This is a genomic window from Streptococcus sp. HMSC072D05, assembly GCF_001815805.1.
Lineage (GTDB): Bacteria > Bacillota > Bacilli > Lactobacillales > Streptococcaceae > Streptococcus.
Genome location: NZ_KV821994.1, coordinates 175,290 through 191,721, shown reverse-complemented (window position 1 = coordinate 191,721; position 16,432 = coordinate 175,290). Strand labels below are relative to the sequence as shown.

The following is a 16,432-nucleotide window of genomic DNA, read 5'->3' as shown; positions in this document are numbered from 1 at the left end:
CGTAGTTTGAATTTGATTTTCGAAGAGTATTATTGTACTTTAAAGGTCTTGAGATAATTATCTTTTCCAACTTGACCTTCAAAGGATTGCCCATTTTCAAGGTAAGGAAGGTCGTCTGACACGGAAGCCTTGACTTTATAAATCTTGCCATCAACTTTGAAGAAGTAGACGGTGTCACCCTTGATAACAGCTGATTTAAGGTCTGAAACCACTCCCTTGATGTTTTCTACCGTTTCATTATCCAGCTCGAGGTCGTTTTTATTGGCATATTTGCTGAGGAGTTCATCTACTGTAGCTGCTACGATGACGTTTTGGTACTCTACTGCATCAACCAAAGCATACTCCTTGACCAAACCTGCATTGTCCTTCAATCCCATGATGTAGAGCGGTTTGTCATTGAGATTGACAAGGATAGGGAAGGTCGCCTTATAGGCTTTTTCCTGCACTGCTCCTTCTGCGGAAGCACGGGCTGATTCTTCGGTTGCTGAAGCTAGATTGTACTTGGTGATTTCACCAGTGCGCATATTTTCAAGGATAAATCCTAGATTACTTTCGTCAGCGTTGGCTGAAGTCACCCCAGTGTAGAGATAAATGTCATTTCCGATAGAAAGATAGTTATAGCCCTCGGTCGTTTGGGTAACGTTTTTCTTAGAAATCAAGGCATTCCAGAAGCCGTCTTTATACTTGCCGTTATAGTTGATTTGCTGGATGGTTTCTTCTGCTGGATAGACACGATCCACCCATTCTGGTACTTCATCCAAGCTGTATTCCTTGGTTTCTCCATTGGTGGCGTCTAAGATAATAACAGACGAAGGGCGAGGAACTCCTAGACCAAACTGCTTTTGATAAACGGTTGCTACATAGAAAGGATTGCCTTCATCATCCACCTCAAAGGAGGGCGTTTTAAAAATCTTGGTTGGGTACTTGATCCGAAGATGACGTTTGACATCGCGGTTAAAATACTCGGAGTCTGAATACTTCATTGGCGTTTTTAAATCCACCAATTCCGCATTTCCTGTCACCATATCAACCTTGATATACTCGCCAATTCCCTTGGACTGATTATTAAACCATTTGATCGGGTCGGCATACTCCAAAGGAGTTACTCGATAAGGTTTGCCATCAACCGTCAGCTGAGTATAGGTATCTGCTGCCACATACTGGGAGACCTTATCCGTCAGAGAGCCTAGATAACGGTCTCCAATCTTCTCTGCAGTGCTCCGATCTAGAATTGGAACCTTACTGGTATCACTCTTAGGAAAATCTTTAAAATCTTTTTGTGTGATAGACACCACATTAGCATAATTTTTTGCTTGGAAAAAGCTAGAGGTTACTAGGCTAACAAGACCAGCAAGGGCAAAAATGATACCTGCAGTCAGAAACAATCCTCTACTAAGTTTGGTAAAAAGGAATCCTTCTAGATTGAGATCTTTGGCAGCCTTGCCATGGCGTACATGAACAGTTTTGAGGAGATTGGTATCCTTTCGGAAACTAAACAAAATCCCCATCACCACCAGATGCCCACAGAGAAAGAAGATGAATTCCCAACTAGTCAGATTGAAGGGCGGTAAAAAGATATACCAAGTCGTTGCGATAAAAACAAGTTCAAATAGTATGCGTTTCATCTGAGTTCCTCCTAAATAATCCGTCCTTCCAAATGATCCAGTTCATGCTGGCAGATCTGAGCTGGAAAACCTGTTAACGTAATGGTCTGCTCCTGCCACTTACTATCACGATAGGAAACCGTAATCGTTTCATAACGAGTCGTCGTTCGAACACCAGTCAAGGACAAACAACCTTCCTCGGTCTCGTAAGGTCCTTTATAAGAAAGGAGAATGGGATTAAACATGACCATGGGAACCAAGCCAAGATTAAAGATAATCACGCGCTTCTGCACGCCAATCATATTAGCCGCTAGACCGACACAGGTTTCGCGATTAGCCAGCAGGGTATCCTGTAAATCTCTAGCCAGATAAAGGTCTTCCTGACTTGCAGGTTTTGAGACCTGCGACAAAAATAAGGCATCTAGGACAATTTTCTTTTCCATTCTCTTTCACTCCTTGCTACTTTACTTTATTATAGCACAAAAGGGAGCGACTTCTAGTCCTTTCCCTCAAATGCAAAAAAAGCCATCCGAAGATGACTTTCTTTTTAAATCGCATTCTTATCAAGACCAAGTTTACGTTGAACAAACTTGACGATTTCGACGATAAGTATCATTGAGAAGCTTCCAGCTAGAACAATACCCCATTGCGATAAGTCTAGTTTGGTTACGTGGAAGATACCTTCAAGCGGTTCTACAACGATGGTCGCCATCAGAAGGATGAAGGATACCAAGATGGACCAGTTAAAGGTCTTAGACTTGAATGGGCCAACTGTCAAGATGGATTGGTAAACAGACTTGACATTGTAGGCATGGAATAGTTGAATCAAACCAAGGGTTGCAAAGGCCATAGTAAGGGCATCCGCATGAATGGCATGATTGTCACCCACATGAACTGGGTAAGCAATTGCAAGTCCATAAACACTCATAACAATAGCTGCTTGGAGTACACCTTGATAGATGATAGAACTCAAAACACCACCTGAGAAGAAGCTTGACTTACGTCCACGAGGTTTGTGGGTCATAACACCTGGCTCAGCAGGTTCAACACCAAGAGCGATAGCTGGGAAGGTATCGGTTACCAAGTTGATCCACAAAAGATGAACTGGCTGCAAGACGTCCCAACCAAACAAGGTTGATAAGAAGATAGTTAATACTTCAGCAGTATTGGCAGAAAGTAAGTACTGAATAGTCTTTTGAATGTTTGAGAAGACCTTGCGTCCTTCTTCAACTGCGACGATAATGGTCGCAAAGTTATCATCTGCAAGAATCATGTCAGAAGCCCCCTTAGAAACCTCTGTACCAGTGATTCCCATACCGATACCGATATCGGCTGTTTTCAGAGCTGGCGCATCATTAACACCGTCACCTGTCATAGCAACAACCTTACCTTGTTTTTGCCAAGCCTTGACGATACGAACCTTGTGTTCTGGAGATACACGCGCGTAGACAGAGTATTGACCAACGACTTTTTCAAATTCTTCATCTGAAAGTTCGTTGAGTTCAGCACCAGTCAAGACATGGTCTTCCGAGTCATTTTCATCGATGATTCCCAAACGTTTGGCAATGGCTTCCGCTGTATCTTGGTGGTCACCAGTGATCATGATTGGACGGATTCCCGCTTCCTTAGCGACACGAACAGCTTCTGCTGCTTCGGCACGTTCAGGGTCAATCATTCCAATCAATCCAGTAAAGATCAAGTTGTTTTCAAGCTGTTCAGAAGTCAGGTTTTCTGGAATGCTGTCTACAATCTTATAAGCACCCGCAAGAACACGCAAGGCTTGGTGAGCCATTTCAGAGTTGTTTGTGTGAATTAAGTCATTAACTTTCTCATCAATCGGAGCAACATCTCCAGCCTTATCACGAGCAACACAACGTTTCAAAAGTTGATCTGGAGCCCCCTTGACTGCTACGAGGAATTTACCATCTGGTAATGGATGAACCGTTGACATGAGTTTACGATCTGAGTCAAATGGTAACTCAGCTACACGAGGATATTGCTCTAAAAATCCTTTAACATCGTAACCCTTGTCCAAGGCATACTGGATGAAGGCTGTTTCCGTTGGATCCCCGATCAGGTTTCCTTCAGCATCAATCTTGGTATCGTTGGCCAAGACAACTGAACGAAGTAGTGGCATGTCCAAGCCAAGTTCAATGTCATCAGCTGAATCATGTAGGACAGCATCATAGAAGACTTTTTCGACGGTCATCTTGTTCATGGTAAGCGTACCAGTCTTATCAGAAGCGATGATTTCAGTCGAACCAAGCGTTTCAACTGCTGGTAACTTACGAACGATAGAGTTTCGTTTGGCCAAAACTTGAGTACCAAGGGCAAGAACGATGGTTACGATAGCTGGGAGTCCTTCTGGAATGGCTGCAACAGCAAGCGCAACAGAGGTCATCAACTCACCAAGTGGATTTTTTCCTTGAATGAAGACACCAACAACAAAAGTAACAAGGGCAATGACCAAGATAGCGTACGTCAAGACCTTAGAAAGGTTGTTCAAGTTTTGTTTGAGAGGTGTATCCGTCTCATCCGCATCTTGGAGCATGCCAGCGATATGACCCACTTCAGTGTACATACCTGTATTGACAACAACACCAAGACCACGACCATAAGTCACATTTGAGTTTTGAAAGGCCATATTGACACGGTCACCAATACCAGCATCTGCAGCGAGCTCGACTGTCAAGTCTTTTTCAACTGGAACAGACTCGCCTGTTAAAGCTGCTTCTTCGATTTTAAGAGAATTAGCTTCTAGCAAACGTAGGTCTGCTGGCACTACATCACCAGCTTCGAGAGCTACGATATCACCTGGCACCAATTCTTTGGAATCAATCTCAGCCATGTGCCCATCACGAATAACGCGAGCAGCTGGACTAGACATAGACTTGAGGGCTTCGATGGCTTCTTCTGCTTTTCCTTCTTGGTAAACACCAAAGGCAGCGTTGATGATAACCACGGCAAGGATAATGATGGCATCTGCGATATCTTCCCCACCAGAAGTTATGACGGACAAGATAGCCGCAGCAATTAGGATGATAATCATCAAATCCTTAAATTGCTCAATAAACTTGACTAGGAGAGATTTTTTCTCACCCTCTTCCAGTTCATTGCGTCCATATTCAGCTAGGCGTTTCTGCGCTTCGCTAGACGAGAGACCTTGTTCAGTTGCTTCAACTGACTTCAAGACCTCTTCAGGACTCTGAGTGTAAAACGCTTGGCGTTTTTGTTCTTTTGACATGTGTCTCCTCCTTGACATTGTGTGCAAAACAAGTTCTCTTTTAGTTTTATGACAAACAAAAAGAGACCTGTTAATCATAACAAGTCTCGCTGTTTAAGATAGTGCCGGAAAACATACTTTTCAGTATACAATTCGGAATGACGACACTATCACAGGTTTCTGCCAGCTACTCCCTTGAGTAGTACTATTATATCAAAATTTGAACAATTTTCAAGGGTTTAAATCAGATGAAACAAGACTAAATTTGAATTTTCCCTTGAAAACCAGTATAATGGTAGAATACTATATGACTAGAAAGGAAGCCCGATGAACCAATCCATGTCAAATCTCAAATTGGCAGAACGTGGAGCCATTATCAGCATTTCAACCTACCTCCTCTTGTCTGCAGCAAAATTGGCAACTGGTCACCTCCTGCATTCTTCCAGTTTGGTGGCAGATGGTTTCAACAACGTATCCGATATTATTGGAAATGTTGCTCTCTTGATTGGGATTCGGATGGCCCGCCAACCTGCAGACCGTGACCATAGCTTTGGTCACTGGAAGATTGAAGATTTGGCTAGCTTGATTACTTCCATCATCATGTTCTATGTTGGTTTTGATGTACTTCGGGACACCATTCAGAAAATCCTTAGTCGGGAACAAACACCCATTGATCCTCTGGGTGCAACTCTAGGAATCATTTCTGCAGCGATTATGTTTGTGGTCTATCTCTACAATACACGCCTCAGTAAGAAATCCAAATCCAAGGCTCTCAAAGCAGCTGCTAAGGACAATCTTTCCGATGCTGTCACCTCGCTTGGGACTTCCATTGCTATCTTAGCCAGCAGTTTCAATTACCCTATCGTGGATAAATTGGTCGCTATCATCATCACCTTCTTTATCTTAAAAACAGCCTATGATATCTTTATCGAGTCTTCCTTCAGTCTTTCAGATGGTTTTGATGACCGTCTGCTAGAGGACTACCAAAAGGCCATCATGGAGATTCCAAAGATTAGTAAGGTCAAGTCCCAAAGAGGGCGGACCTACGGTAGCAATATCTACCTTGATATCACCCTGGAAATGAATCCTGACCTATCAGTCTATGAAAGTCATGAGATTGCGGACCAGGTCGAGTCCATGCTGGAAGAGCGTTTTGGAGTCTTTGATACCGATGTCCATATCGAGCCAGCTCCCATACCTGAGGACGAGATTTTAGACAATGTCTATAAAAAACTGCTCATGCGTGAGCAATTGATTGACCAAGGAAATCAGCTAGAAGAACTCCTTGCTGAGGACTTTCTCTATATCCGTCAAGATGGAGAGCAGATGGATAAAGAGGCTTATAAGTCTGAAAAAGAACTTAGTGCTGCGATTAAGGACATTCAGATTACCTCCATTAGTCAGAAAACCAAACTCATTTGCTATGAGCTAGATGGTATCGTCCATACCAGTATCTGGCGTCGCCATGAAACTTGGCAAAACATCTTCCATCAGGAAACTAAAAAAGAAGACAAACAATGACCCTATCCAGTGGATAGGGCCTTTTTGATTATTCCACTTTAAGCAAAGACGGACTATGACGGTTTGGAAGATTTGCTTTTCGAAGCTTGTTTTGCCTCTTTTCTTGCTTGACGATTTTGTTCGATACGCCATTCTCTTTCATAGTACTTCATGGCATCATAGACCCTTTCAGGAAGTCCTACATCTAGTAGAAAGATCGGGATAATTAAATCTGCTGACTGATGAAAAGGGAGAATCCTTCTCTTCAACAGAGCTAGAAAGAATTGGGATTTCACATTTTCCTTGTTTTTAAAATAGACTTCAATCCGATAAGAATCCCTATACTTCCCTCGAATCCGAGAGAAGGAAAAGTCCTCTACATCTGCCCAAGCGTAGAAATGACTAGGTTTCTTTGGATTTTGTTTGTAGTAAAACCCCTCGACAGTACATCTCAAATATTCCTTATCGGAGCTTAACAACCTGTATGTCTGATAAACAACTACTCCAGCGCAAAAAAGTACAAGCAGCATTAACAAAAGACTTATCGTATGAAGTCCCGTCCCCTTTTCCGAATACGAATGGAGATAATAGAGAGGTAACAAGAAGAAAAGCACCGAAGCTAGGCCAAACAAGGCATTCCAAATGATTTTCTTGGGACTACGTTTAATGACTTTTTCTTCCATCATGCCAACTCACTTAAATATTCATAACGTTCGTATTTTTCAAGGAGTGCTTCGTTTTTCTCATCCAGTTCTTTTTGGAGAGTAGCCAGCTTACCAAAGTCAGAGCCATTTGCCTGCATTTCTTCTTCAATAGCAGCGATACGATTTTCCAAGGCTTCAATTTCGCCTTCAATGCTTGCCCACTCCTGCTTTTCTTGGTAGGTCATGCGTTTCTTGTCTTCACGGACCTTGACCACTTTCTCCTTTTCGGCCTTTTGCACTTGATTGGCCATCTCTGTTTCAAAGGCTTTTTCATCAAGGTAGTCGGTGTAATGGCCAAAGAAAGGACGAATCTTGCCATTCTCAAAGGCGAGAATCTTGGTCGCTACCTTATCCAAGAAATAACGGTCGTGGCTAACTGTCAAGACAGGACCTGCAAAGCCCTGTAAGAAATTTTCCAAGACTGTCAAAGTCGCAATATCTAGGTCATTGGTCGGCTCGTCCAAAAGAAGAACATTGGGTTTTTCCAAGAGCAATTTGAGAAGATAAAGGCGTTTTTTCTCTCCACCAGACAATTTCTCAATCAAGGTTCCATGCGTCGAACGTGGGAAGAGAAACTGCTCTAGCAACTCTGCAATGGAAGTCGTAGAACCACCACTGGTCTTAACCTCTTCTGCTACTTCCTGCAGGTAATTGATAACCCGTTTGCTTTCATCCAAACCTTCAATTTGTTGAGAAAAATAGGCGATGCGAACCGTCTCACCGATGATAACTTGACCTTTAGTCGGCTCAAGACTTCCTGCGATGAGATTAAGCAGAGTTGACTTCCCGACACCGTTGTCCCCAACGATTCCGATACGGTCTTTGGCTTGCACCAAGAGATTAAAATCTTGCAAAATGGGCTTGTTTTCATAGGCAAAGGAAACATCCTGAAACTCGATGACTTTCTTCCCAATCCGACTGGTTTCAAAGTTCATGGTCAAGTCTGTATCAGCAACGCCACCTGAAACTTCCTTTTTCAAATCGTGGAAACGATTGATACGAGCCTGCTGCTTGGTCGCACGCGCTTGCGGTTGTCTGCGCATCCAAGCCAATTCTTGTTTGTAGAGTTGCTCCTTTTTGTGAAGGAGAGCAGCGTCACGCTCATCTTGCTCAGCCTTGAGACGAACATAGTCCTGATAATTTCCCTGATACTCGGTCAAGCCTGCTCGGTCCAACTCGAAAATCCGCGTTGATAGTGCATCTAGGAAATAGCGATCGTGGGTGATAAAGAGAACGGTCTTCTTGGAATTTTTCAAAAAGAGAGTCAGCCACTCAATGGTCGCAATGTCCAAGTGGTTGGTCGGCTCGTCCAGTAACAAGAGGTCGTGGTTGCCTAGGAGAACTTGCGCCAACTGAACCCGTCTTCTCAGACCGCCTGACAATTCACCAACTGGAGTCGACAAGTCCTGAATACCCAGCTTGCTGAGGACCGTCTTGACCTGGCTTTCAATTTCCCAGGCTTGGAGAGAATCCATCTCTGCCATGACCCGTTCCAAACGAGCCTGCTTGTCCTCACTGTAATTGAGCATGATTAACTCATACTCACGAATCAACTGGATTTCCTTGAGGTCGCTGGATAGAACCGTATCCAAGACCGTCTTGCTATCATCAAAATCAGGATCCTGGGTCAAGTAGCCAATCTTATAGTCATTCTTTGCCGAAAAGGGACTGACATCCCCATCAAAGCCAGAAACACCAGAAAGAACATCCAACAGAGTGGTCTTACCAGTCCCATTGACACCAATCAGACCAATTCTGTCTAGGTCATGGATAATAAAAGAAATATCCTTAAAAACGGTCTTGTCTCCGACGGATTTGCTTAATTTTTCAACGATAAAATCACTCATTTTTTCTCCCTCAGGTAAGCATGGATTGCTTGACGGTCGTTTTCCAACTCTCCATCGACAATGGCAAACTCAATCTCTGTTAAAATCTCTCCCAAGTCTGGTCCTGGCTGGTAACCATATTCCTTAATCAAAATTCCACCGTTAATCTGAATTTCTTTCTTATCATGAATGGTCAAACTATGGTAAGTTTCTTTGATGGCTTGTGGGTTGACTTCTTTTCCTTGAGCCTGACGAAGACTTTCAGCTTGTAGAAGGGAATCCAAGTCAAAGCGGTAACAATCGCGCCTGCTCAGCTCTCCTTCTTCTCGCAAAGTCAAAATAGTCAGCAAATCCTGTACTTGCTTGGCAAACTGGCGTGAGGTCTTCCAATGTTTCAAAAATGGCTGTGCATCTTTAATCTCCAAAGCCCACAATAGAGCCGCCCAGGCTTGTTCAGAAGACTCAAAGGTGAAATCAGTCTTCAAATCAAACAGTCTGTTGAGCTTGTCCTGGCTTCCTGCCATGTCTGGAAGATAGTCATAAGCTTGACTTTCAATCATGGAAGACAGACCAACTCGCCAAAAAGGTGCCAGCAAGAGTTTATCAAACTCAACGAAGGTGCGCTCCACAGAAATTTTCTCCAAGAGCGGCGTCAAAGTCTTCATCGCCTCAAAAGTTTCTGACTCAAGTTTAAAACCGAGACTAGCCTGAAAACGGAAACCACGCAAAATTCGCAAAGCATCTTCGTTGAAACGCTCACTAGCCACTCCAACTGCTCGTAAGACTTGGTTTTCCAGATCTTTGAGACCATCGAACAAATCGATGATTTCACCTGTCTCATCCAAAGCGAAGGCATTGACTGTGAAATCACGGCGCTTGAGGTCTTCTTCTAGCGAACGTACAAAGGAAACCGCACTGGGTCTGCGGTAGTCCACATAGACATCTTCGGTCCGAAAGGTGGTTACCTCATACTCCTCGTCCCCATCTAAAACTAAGACAGTTCCGTGCTCGATTCCAATATCGGCTGTTCGCGGAAAAATCTGCTTGGTCTCCTCTGGATAGGAAGAAGTCGCGATATCCACATCGTGGATGGGACGATTGAGGAGGGCATCTCTGACAGAGCCCCCAACAAAATAGGCTTCAAAGCCTGCTTCTTTAATTTTTTCTAATACTGGTAAAGCCTTCTGAAATTCAGAAGGCATTTGCGTTAATCTCATAATAAGTGTTCTAATCCATAGACAAGCTCATGACGCTTGACAACTTCTTTGATTCCCAAATTCACCCCTGTCATGAAGGAGCTGCGATCATAGGAGTCATGACGAAGGGTCAATCCTTCTCCCTGATTGCCAAAGATGACTTCTTGATGAGCTACCAAGCCTGGTAGACGGACTGAGTGGATGCGCATGCCTTCAAAGTCAGCACCACGAGCACCTGCAATCAATTCTTCCTCATCAGGCGCACCTTGCTGGATTGACTCACGCACTTCCGCCATCAACTCGGCCGTTTTAATGGCTGTTCCACTCGGAGCATCTTTTTTCTTGTCATGATGGAGCTCGATAATCTCCACATTTGGGAAATATTTGGCAGCCTGCGTCGCAAATTGCATAAGCAAGACAGCACCCAAGGCAAAGTTAGGGGCAATCAAGCCACCCAAATCTTGTTCACGAGAAAGTGCTTTTAGTTCTGCAATTTCTTCACTAGTGAATCCTGTTGTTCCTACGACAGGAGCAAAGCCATTTTCAAGAGCAAAGCGTGTATTTTCGTAGGCAACGGCTGGTGTAGTAAAATCTACCCAAACATCCGCTTCAACACCAGCCAAGTCAGCCTTATCATTGAAGACAGGAATCCCCTGCCACTCTGACTCAGACTCAAAAGGATCCAAAACTGCGACCAAGTCCAAGTCTGGATCTGACAAGACCATCTGACAAGCAGCTTGGCCCATCTTTCCCTTAAAACCGGCAATAATTACTCGAATACTCATCTCTACTCCTGACTAAGATACAAAGGACGTTAGCTGCCCATGAAAAATAGGGAATGGCGCTGACTTTCTACGAAAGGCAAGACAGGCATCTTTTTTCAAGAGGCAGGTAGGCCGTGTTCAATTGCTAAGATACAAAGCCTGTAAGAACAATTTAGACGATTGGTGTATAGCTCAAGGCGATACTACCTTCTCCAAGGTGGGTCCCAATAACACTACCAAAGGTTTCAATTGGAATTTCAGCAGTCACACCACTCTCCATCAAAAGCTGACGTAAATCCGCTGCCTTTTGAGGAGCGTTCCCATGAATGACTGTTATACGGTAGTCCCCATCTTTTGTCAACTCCTTGATGATTTCCACCAAACGTTTGATTGCTTTCTTTTCTGTACGAACTTTTTCGTAAACTTCAATCACTCCTTGGTCATTAAAGTAAAGAATAGGCTTGATACTGAGGAGATTCCCTAAGATGGCTGCCCCATTTGACAAACGTCCTCCTTTAACCAAGTGATCGAGGTCATCTACTATGATAAAGGCTGAATTATCAGCAATTTGAAGAGCTAATTTCTCCTGAATCTGAGCAAAATCATCGCCTTGTTCTGCCCATTCAAAGGCACTCTCCACCATAAATCCTAGAGGGGAACTTGTGATATGGGTATCTGGAAAGGCAATGGTCAAGCCATCATATTCATCCAACATGTATTGGATGTTCTGATAAAAGCCTGAAATTCCTGACGAAAGAAAGAGTCCCAAGACATGGGTATAGCCTTCATCTTTCAAGGAACTTAGAATCTCATCCAATTTGGCAATACTTGGTTGACTAGTTTTAGGCAATTCTCCAGACTGAGCCATTTTTTGATAAAATTCCTCAGCAGTCAGATTGACACCTTCGACATACTCTTCCCCATCAATATTGACAGGAATATCCAAGATAAATAGATTCTCTCTTTGCAGCGTCTTCTCCTCTAAATAGGCTGAAGAATCTGTAATGACAGCTAATTTCATGACTAAAACTCCAAATTGATCCCTGGAAGATCCAAGGCAATTTCTGTTACTTCATACGTCAAACGATTGAGCATGTTCAAACATGGACGTGCCAAGGTTTCGACTTCTTCTTGGTTAAATTCGCTTGGTTCGTTGACAATACGACCTTCCACATGGTTCACTTGGGAAATTGTTCCGCTGATGACAAATTTGTCAAAGACAATCATAAAGCTCAAGATAACGACTAAAGAAGTCACTTGGTTTTCTTGGTCATGTTGGAGTAACTGAAAGTTCACGTCTACCTTGGTTTCAGGAGCTCCATTTTCATTTTCCCATTCAAAGTTACGAGCATCAAAGTGATACTGGCTAACAAATTCTTGTTCTCGTTTAAGATTCATTTTTCTCTCCCATTGCTACAATTTACTATGCAATTGTACCACATTTTTATCATTTCATCTAGTTTTCTAGGCTTTAGTCAATTCCAATTTCATCTTTAACAACAGCAGCAATCGTATCTACGTAGTAGTTAACTTCTTCTGTTGTTGGGGCTTCTGCCATGACACGCAAGAGGGGTTCTGTTCCACTTGGGCGGACAAGGATACGACCGTTCCCTGCCATTTCTTCTTCCATCTTTTCGATGATTGTCTTGATGGCTGGTACTTCCATAGCCTTTTCTTTCATGGCATTTTTCACTCGGATATTGACCAGTTTTTGTGGGTAAATCGTCACTTCTGATGCCAGTTGAGACAAGCTCTTGCCTGTTTCTTTCATGATTTTAGTCAATTGGACAGCTGATAATTGACCATCACCAGTTGTATTGTAATCCATTAAGATAACGTGACCAGACTGTTCACCACCAAGATTGTAGCCTGATTTTCTCATTTCTTCAACGACATAGCGGTCACCAACAGCAGTCACTGCCTTGTTAATACCGGCACTCTCCAAGGCCTTATGGAAGCCAAGGTTAGACATAACGGTTGTCACGATGGTGTTTTGAGCCAACTGGCCTTTTTCAGAAAGATATTTTCCGATGATGTACATGATCTTATCACCATCGACGATGTCACCATTTTCATCAACAGCAATCAAACGGTCACTATCTCCGTCAAAGGCCAAACCAATAGCTGACTGGCTTTCTTTGACCACTTCTTGAAGAGCTTCTGGATGTGTAGAACCCACATTCAAGTTGATATTAAGACCATCTGGTGTCTCCCCAATAACAGTTATTTGAGCCCCAAGGTCTGCAAAGATTTGACGAGCACTCGTAGACGCTGCACCGTTGGCTGTATCCAAGGCCACTTTCATTCCTTCAAGAGGAGTTCCAGTTGAAACAAGGTAGCCTTCATACTTACGTAAACCTTCTGGATAGTCCACTAAGGTTCCCAAGCCTTCGGCACTTGGACGAGGAAGGGTGTCTTCTGTAGCATCCAACAAGGCTTCGATTTCTGCTTCTTTTTCATCATCAAGTTTGAAGCCGTCCCCACCAAAGAATTTAATTCCATTATCAAGGGCTGGGTTGTGACTAGCGGAAATCATGACACCTGCACTGGCTCCCTCAGTTTTAACCAAGTAAGCTACTGCTGGTGTTGCAAGGACACCGAGTTTGTAGACGTGAATCCCTACAGAGAGGAGACCTGCCACTAAGGCAGATTCTAGCATTTCTCCTGAGATGCGTGTATCACGTCCTACAAAGACTTTAGGGGCTTCTGTTTCGTGTTGGCTAAGAACATAACCACCAAAACGTCCCAGTTTAAAGGCCAATTCTGGCGTCAGTTCTACGTTTGCTTCTCCACGGACTCCATCGGTCCCAAAATATTTACCCATTTTATTTATCATCCTTTTCTACTATTTTGTTTAGTCCTGTTTAGACGAGTCTGGTTTCGTTTCTGAACTCGTTGAAGACGAACTGCTGGTTGAAGAGCCCGTTGACGAGGTCGTTGACGAAGAACTCGAGCTAGACGATACTGTTTTGGTTGTAATTTTCATTGTAGTGTCAAATGGCATAATGACGCTTGGTAAGACATTTCCATTTTTATCGACTGCTTGTAGAGGAACAGAGGACGAGTAGTTTCTAGTTATCCGTTCACTCGTCGGTAAGATGGCAATGACACGATCTACTTTGGAGAGGGTTTCCTCATCACTAATAACCGTTACTTTTTCATCTGATACAGTAACGGTATCGATTTTCACGCGAGAATCAATCTGACTAGGATCAATCTCCGGCACAACAATGACATTGTCTCGTTTTGCTTTTTTACCAACCTTCACTGTTATCTTTTGCGGTGTCGCAACAGCCGTCAAACCACTCGGTAAATTTTCAATAGTCAGAGGAACTTCGATGGTTCCTACACTAGCATCAGAAAGATCAGCCGTCACCTTAAATTTGCGGGTACTTTCCTGCATCTCACTCGCCAAAGCAACTCTGTTTGACCCTGTTAGAAAGACCGTCACCTCAGATGTAAAACCACTGATAAAATACTGATCACTGTCATACTGAATATCAATTGGGACATTAAGAACTGTGTTTGTATAAGTCTCCGTCCGCACCTGTCTGGCACTGTTGCTATTCTGATAGTTTGTCAAAGTTGCATAGATAAAGAGAATGCAGGCGAAAAAGAAGGAAGAAATGATGTATAGACTATTTTTTCTCATGTTTCAATCCTCCTAGCAAGCGCTCTTTCAGACCTTGCTTTTTCTCTGATTTTGGAAGTAAGATTCTTCTTAATTCAGATTCAAACTCTTCCAAGGTCAAATCGTGCTTAAAGACTCCATTATAGGTGATGGAGATTCCACCCGTTTCTTCCGAAACCACAAAGGTAAGAGCATCTGATACTTCCGACAAACCAATCGCCGCCCTGTGACGCGTTCCAAACTCCTTGGAAATCCCGGTATCTTCAGTCAAGGGTAGGTAGGCTGAAGTTACAGCAATCCGGTCTTCCTTGATAATGACAGCACCATCATGCAAGGGAGTATTGGGAATAAAAATATTGATAAGCAATTCAGCCGAAATTTTAGCATCTAAAGGAATCCCTGTCGAGATGTATTCCTGCAAGGTTCTTACTCGCTGAACCACTACAAGCGCCCCAATCTTACGAGGACTCATGTATTCAACTGATTTCACAAATGCACGAACCATTTGCTCTTCCGCACTGATAGGGGCATTGGAAAAGAAATCAGTAGCCCGACCCAATCGCTCCAAACCAGTCCGAATCTCTGGTGAAAAGATAACCACCGCTGCAATCACCCCGTAGGTGATGATCTGATTGATCAACCAGGAAATAGTTGTTAAACCAATCATATTGGACAGAATCTGACCTAGAATAAAGACCAAAACTCCCCGAACCAATATCATGATTTTAGTCCCTGCAATCGCTTTGGTAAAATGGTACAAAATATAAGTCACAATCAAAATATCAATCAGATTGATGACTATCGTCCAAGGACTTGAAAACAAACTCGTCCAGTATTGTAAATTGGATAATTGTTGAAAATTCATCCCTGGCCTCCTCCCTGTCAAAACACTTTCCGTACTATTATACCATTTTCTGCTCATTTTTTCCCCTATCCTACCTCATTTTAAATTAAGCAAAAATATGATAAAATAAACTGACTAGAAAAAACAAAGGAGAAATCATGTCTCAACTCTATGATATTACCATTGTAGGGGGTGGTCCAGTCGGCCTCTTTGCTGCCTTTTACGCCCACCTACGCCAAGCTAAAGTCCAAATCATCGACTCTCTTCCCCAGCTCGGTGGTCAACCAGCCATCCTCTACCCTGAAAAGCAGATCCTTGATGTGCCAGGTTTTCCAAACTTAACCGGAGAAGAGTTGACCAATCGCTTGATTGAACAGCTAAACGGCTTTGATACCCCTATTCATCTCAATGAAACAGTTCTTGAGATTGAAAAACAAGAAGAAGGCTTTGCCATTACAACCTCTAAAGGAAGTCACCTGTCTAAAACAGTTATCATTGCCATGGGTGGTGGCGCCTTCAAACCACGTCCGCTCGAATTAGATGGCGTTGAAAACTATGAAAATATCCACTACCACGTTTCCAACATCCAACAATACGCTGGTAAGAAAGTGACCATCCTTGGTGGTGGGGACTCAGCAGTGGACTGGGCTCTGGCTTTTGAAAAGATTGCCCCAACCACTCTCGTTCACCGCAGAGATAATTTCCGCGCCTTGGAACATAGTGTGCAAGCCTTGCAAGAATCATCTGTGACCATCAAGACACCGTTCGTTCCTAGCCAACTTATCGGAGATGGAAAAACACTCGATAAACTAGAAATCACCAAAGTCAAATCAGATGAAACCGAAACTATCGAAGTAGACCACCTCTTTGTCAACTATGGTTTCAAATCATCTGTTGGCAATCTTAAAAATTGGGGTCTGGATCTCAACCGTCACAAGATTATCGTCAATAGCAAACAAGAATCCAGCCAAGCAGGTATCTATGCTATCGGCGACTGCTGCTACTATGAAGGTAAGATTGATTTGATTGCGACAGGACTGGGTGAAGCTCCAACAGCTGTTAACAATGCCATTAACTACATTGACCCTGACCAAAAAGTACAACCCAAACACTCGACCAGTTTATAATAAAAGAACCACG

At 43.2% G+C, this 16,432-nt stretch carries 14 protein-coding genes; 2 read left to right on the top strand and 12 right to left on the bottom strand.

Annotated features, from left to right (window positions below; genetic code table 11):
* Positions 1-29: 29 nt before the first annotated feature.
* The 3 genes from HMPREF3057_RS02840 to HMPREF3057_RS02830 all read right to left on the bottom strand — a co-directional run bounded on the left by HMPREF3057_RS02840 (position 30) and on the right by HMPREF3057_RS02830 (position 4,848).
* On the bottom strand, positions 30-1,625 hold the full coding sequence (locus HMPREF3057_RS02840) for a hypothetical protein (protein ID WP_070696291.1): 1,596 nt from the start codon (positions 1,623-1,625) through the stop codon (positions 30-32).
* 11 nt (positions 1,626-1,636) lie between these two features.
* Positions 1,637-2,047, bottom strand: coding sequence for a peptide deformylase (locus tag HMPREF3057_RS02835; RefSeq protein WP_044020458.1), 411 nt, complete (start codon positions 2,045-2,047; stop codon positions 1,637-1,639).
* Positions 2,048-2,151: 104 nt separating this feature from the next.
* Positions 2,152-4,848, bottom strand: a complete 2,697-nt coding sequence (locus HMPREF3057_RS02830; protein ID WP_070696288.1) for a cation-translocating P-type ATPase — start codon at positions 4,846-4,848, stop codon at positions 2,152-2,154.
* A gap of 306 nt (positions 4,849-5,154) precedes the next feature.
* Here HMPREF3057_RS02830 and mntE point away from each other — a divergent pair, with 306 nt between their 5' ends.
* A complete protein-coding gene (gene mntE / locus HMPREF3057_RS02825; RefSeq protein ID WP_001076587.1) occupies positions 5,155-6,348 on the top strand; it encodes a CDF family manganese efflux transporter MntE in 1,194 nt (397 codons plus the stop codon).
* 53 nt (positions 6,349-6,401) lie between these two features.
* Here mntE and HMPREF3057_RS02820 read toward each other — a convergent pair whose 3' ends face one another.
* The 9 genes from HMPREF3057_RS02820 to cdaA all read right to left on the bottom strand — a co-directional run bounded on the left by HMPREF3057_RS02820 (position 6,402) and on the right by cdaA (position 15,313).
* Positions 6,402-7,013 (bottom strand): hypothetical protein, encoded by a 612-nt coding sequence (locus HMPREF3057_RS02820; protein WP_000969658.1) that lies wholly within the window; start codon positions 7,011-7,013, stop codon positions 6,402-6,404.
* The gene (locus HMPREF3057_RS02815) at positions 7,010-8,878 is read right to left on the bottom strand and encodes an ABC-F family ATP-binding cassette domain-containing protein (RefSeq protein WP_001279097.1); all 1,869 of its coding nucleotides are present in this window, start codon (positions 8,876-8,878) and stop codon (positions 7,010-7,012) included. The genes HMPREF3057_RS02820 and HMPREF3057_RS02815 overlap by 4 nt, the downstream gene beginning before the upstream one ends.
* Positions 8,875-10,074: a CCA tRNA nucleotidyltransferase gene (locus HMPREF3057_RS02810; RefSeq protein WP_083312797.1), complete on the bottom strand. Its 1,200-nt coding sequence runs from the start codon at positions 10,072-10,074 to the stop codon at positions 8,875-8,877. Before HMPREF3057_RS02810 ends, HMPREF3057_RS02815 begins: the two co-directional genes overlap by 4 nt.
* The gene (gene dapB, locus HMPREF3057_RS02805; RefSeq protein WP_070696282.1) at positions 10,071-10,838 is read right to left on the bottom strand and encodes a 4-hydroxy-tetrahydrodipicolinate reductase; all 768 of its coding nucleotides are present in this window, start codon (positions 10,836-10,838) and stop codon (positions 10,071-10,073) included. Before dapB ends, HMPREF3057_RS02810 begins: the two co-directional genes overlap by 4 nt.
* A 151-nt stretch (positions 10,839-10,989) precedes the next feature.
* Positions 10,990-11,838 carry a DegV family protein gene (locus tag HMPREF3057_RS02800; protein ID WP_061420530.1) on the bottom strand — a complete coding sequence of 283 codons (849 nt, stop codon included), beginning with the start codon at positions 11,836-11,838 and terminating at the stop codon, positions 10,990-10,992.
* Between the two features lie 2 nt (positions 11,839-11,840).
* Positions 11,841-12,215, bottom strand: a complete 375-nt coding sequence (locus tag HMPREF3057_RS02795) for a DUF1149 family protein (protein ID WP_001050092.1) — start codon at positions 12,213-12,215, stop codon at positions 11,841-11,843.
* Between the two features lie 73 nt (positions 12,216-12,288).
* Entirely contained in the window at positions 12,289-13,641 is a 1,353-nt protein-coding gene (gene glmM, locus HMPREF3057_RS02790; protein ID WP_070696279.1) for a phosphoglucosamine mutase, read from the bottom strand.
* A 30-nt stretch (positions 13,642-13,671) separates the two neighbouring features.
* A complete protein-coding gene (locus HMPREF3057_RS02785) occupies positions 13,672-14,469 on the bottom strand; it encodes a CdaR family protein (RefSeq protein WP_070696276.1) in 798 nt (265 codons plus the stop codon).
* Positions 14,456-15,313: a diadenylate cyclase CdaA gene (gene cdaA / locus HMPREF3057_RS02780; protein ID WP_070696273.1), complete on the bottom strand. Its 858-nt coding sequence runs from the start codon at positions 15,311-15,313 to the stop codon at positions 14,456-14,458. Before cdaA ends, HMPREF3057_RS02785 begins: the two co-directional genes overlap by 14 nt.
* A 137-nt stretch (positions 15,314-15,450) precedes the next feature.
* Between cdaA and HMPREF3057_RS02770 the strand changes: the two genes are divergently transcribed.
* On the top strand, positions 15,451-16,419 hold the full coding sequence (locus HMPREF3057_RS02770; RefSeq protein WP_070696270.1) for an NAD(P)/FAD-dependent oxidoreductase: 969 nt from the start codon (positions 15,451-15,453) through the stop codon (positions 16,417-16,419).
* The last annotated feature ends 13 nt before the right edge of the window (positions 16,420-16,432 follow it).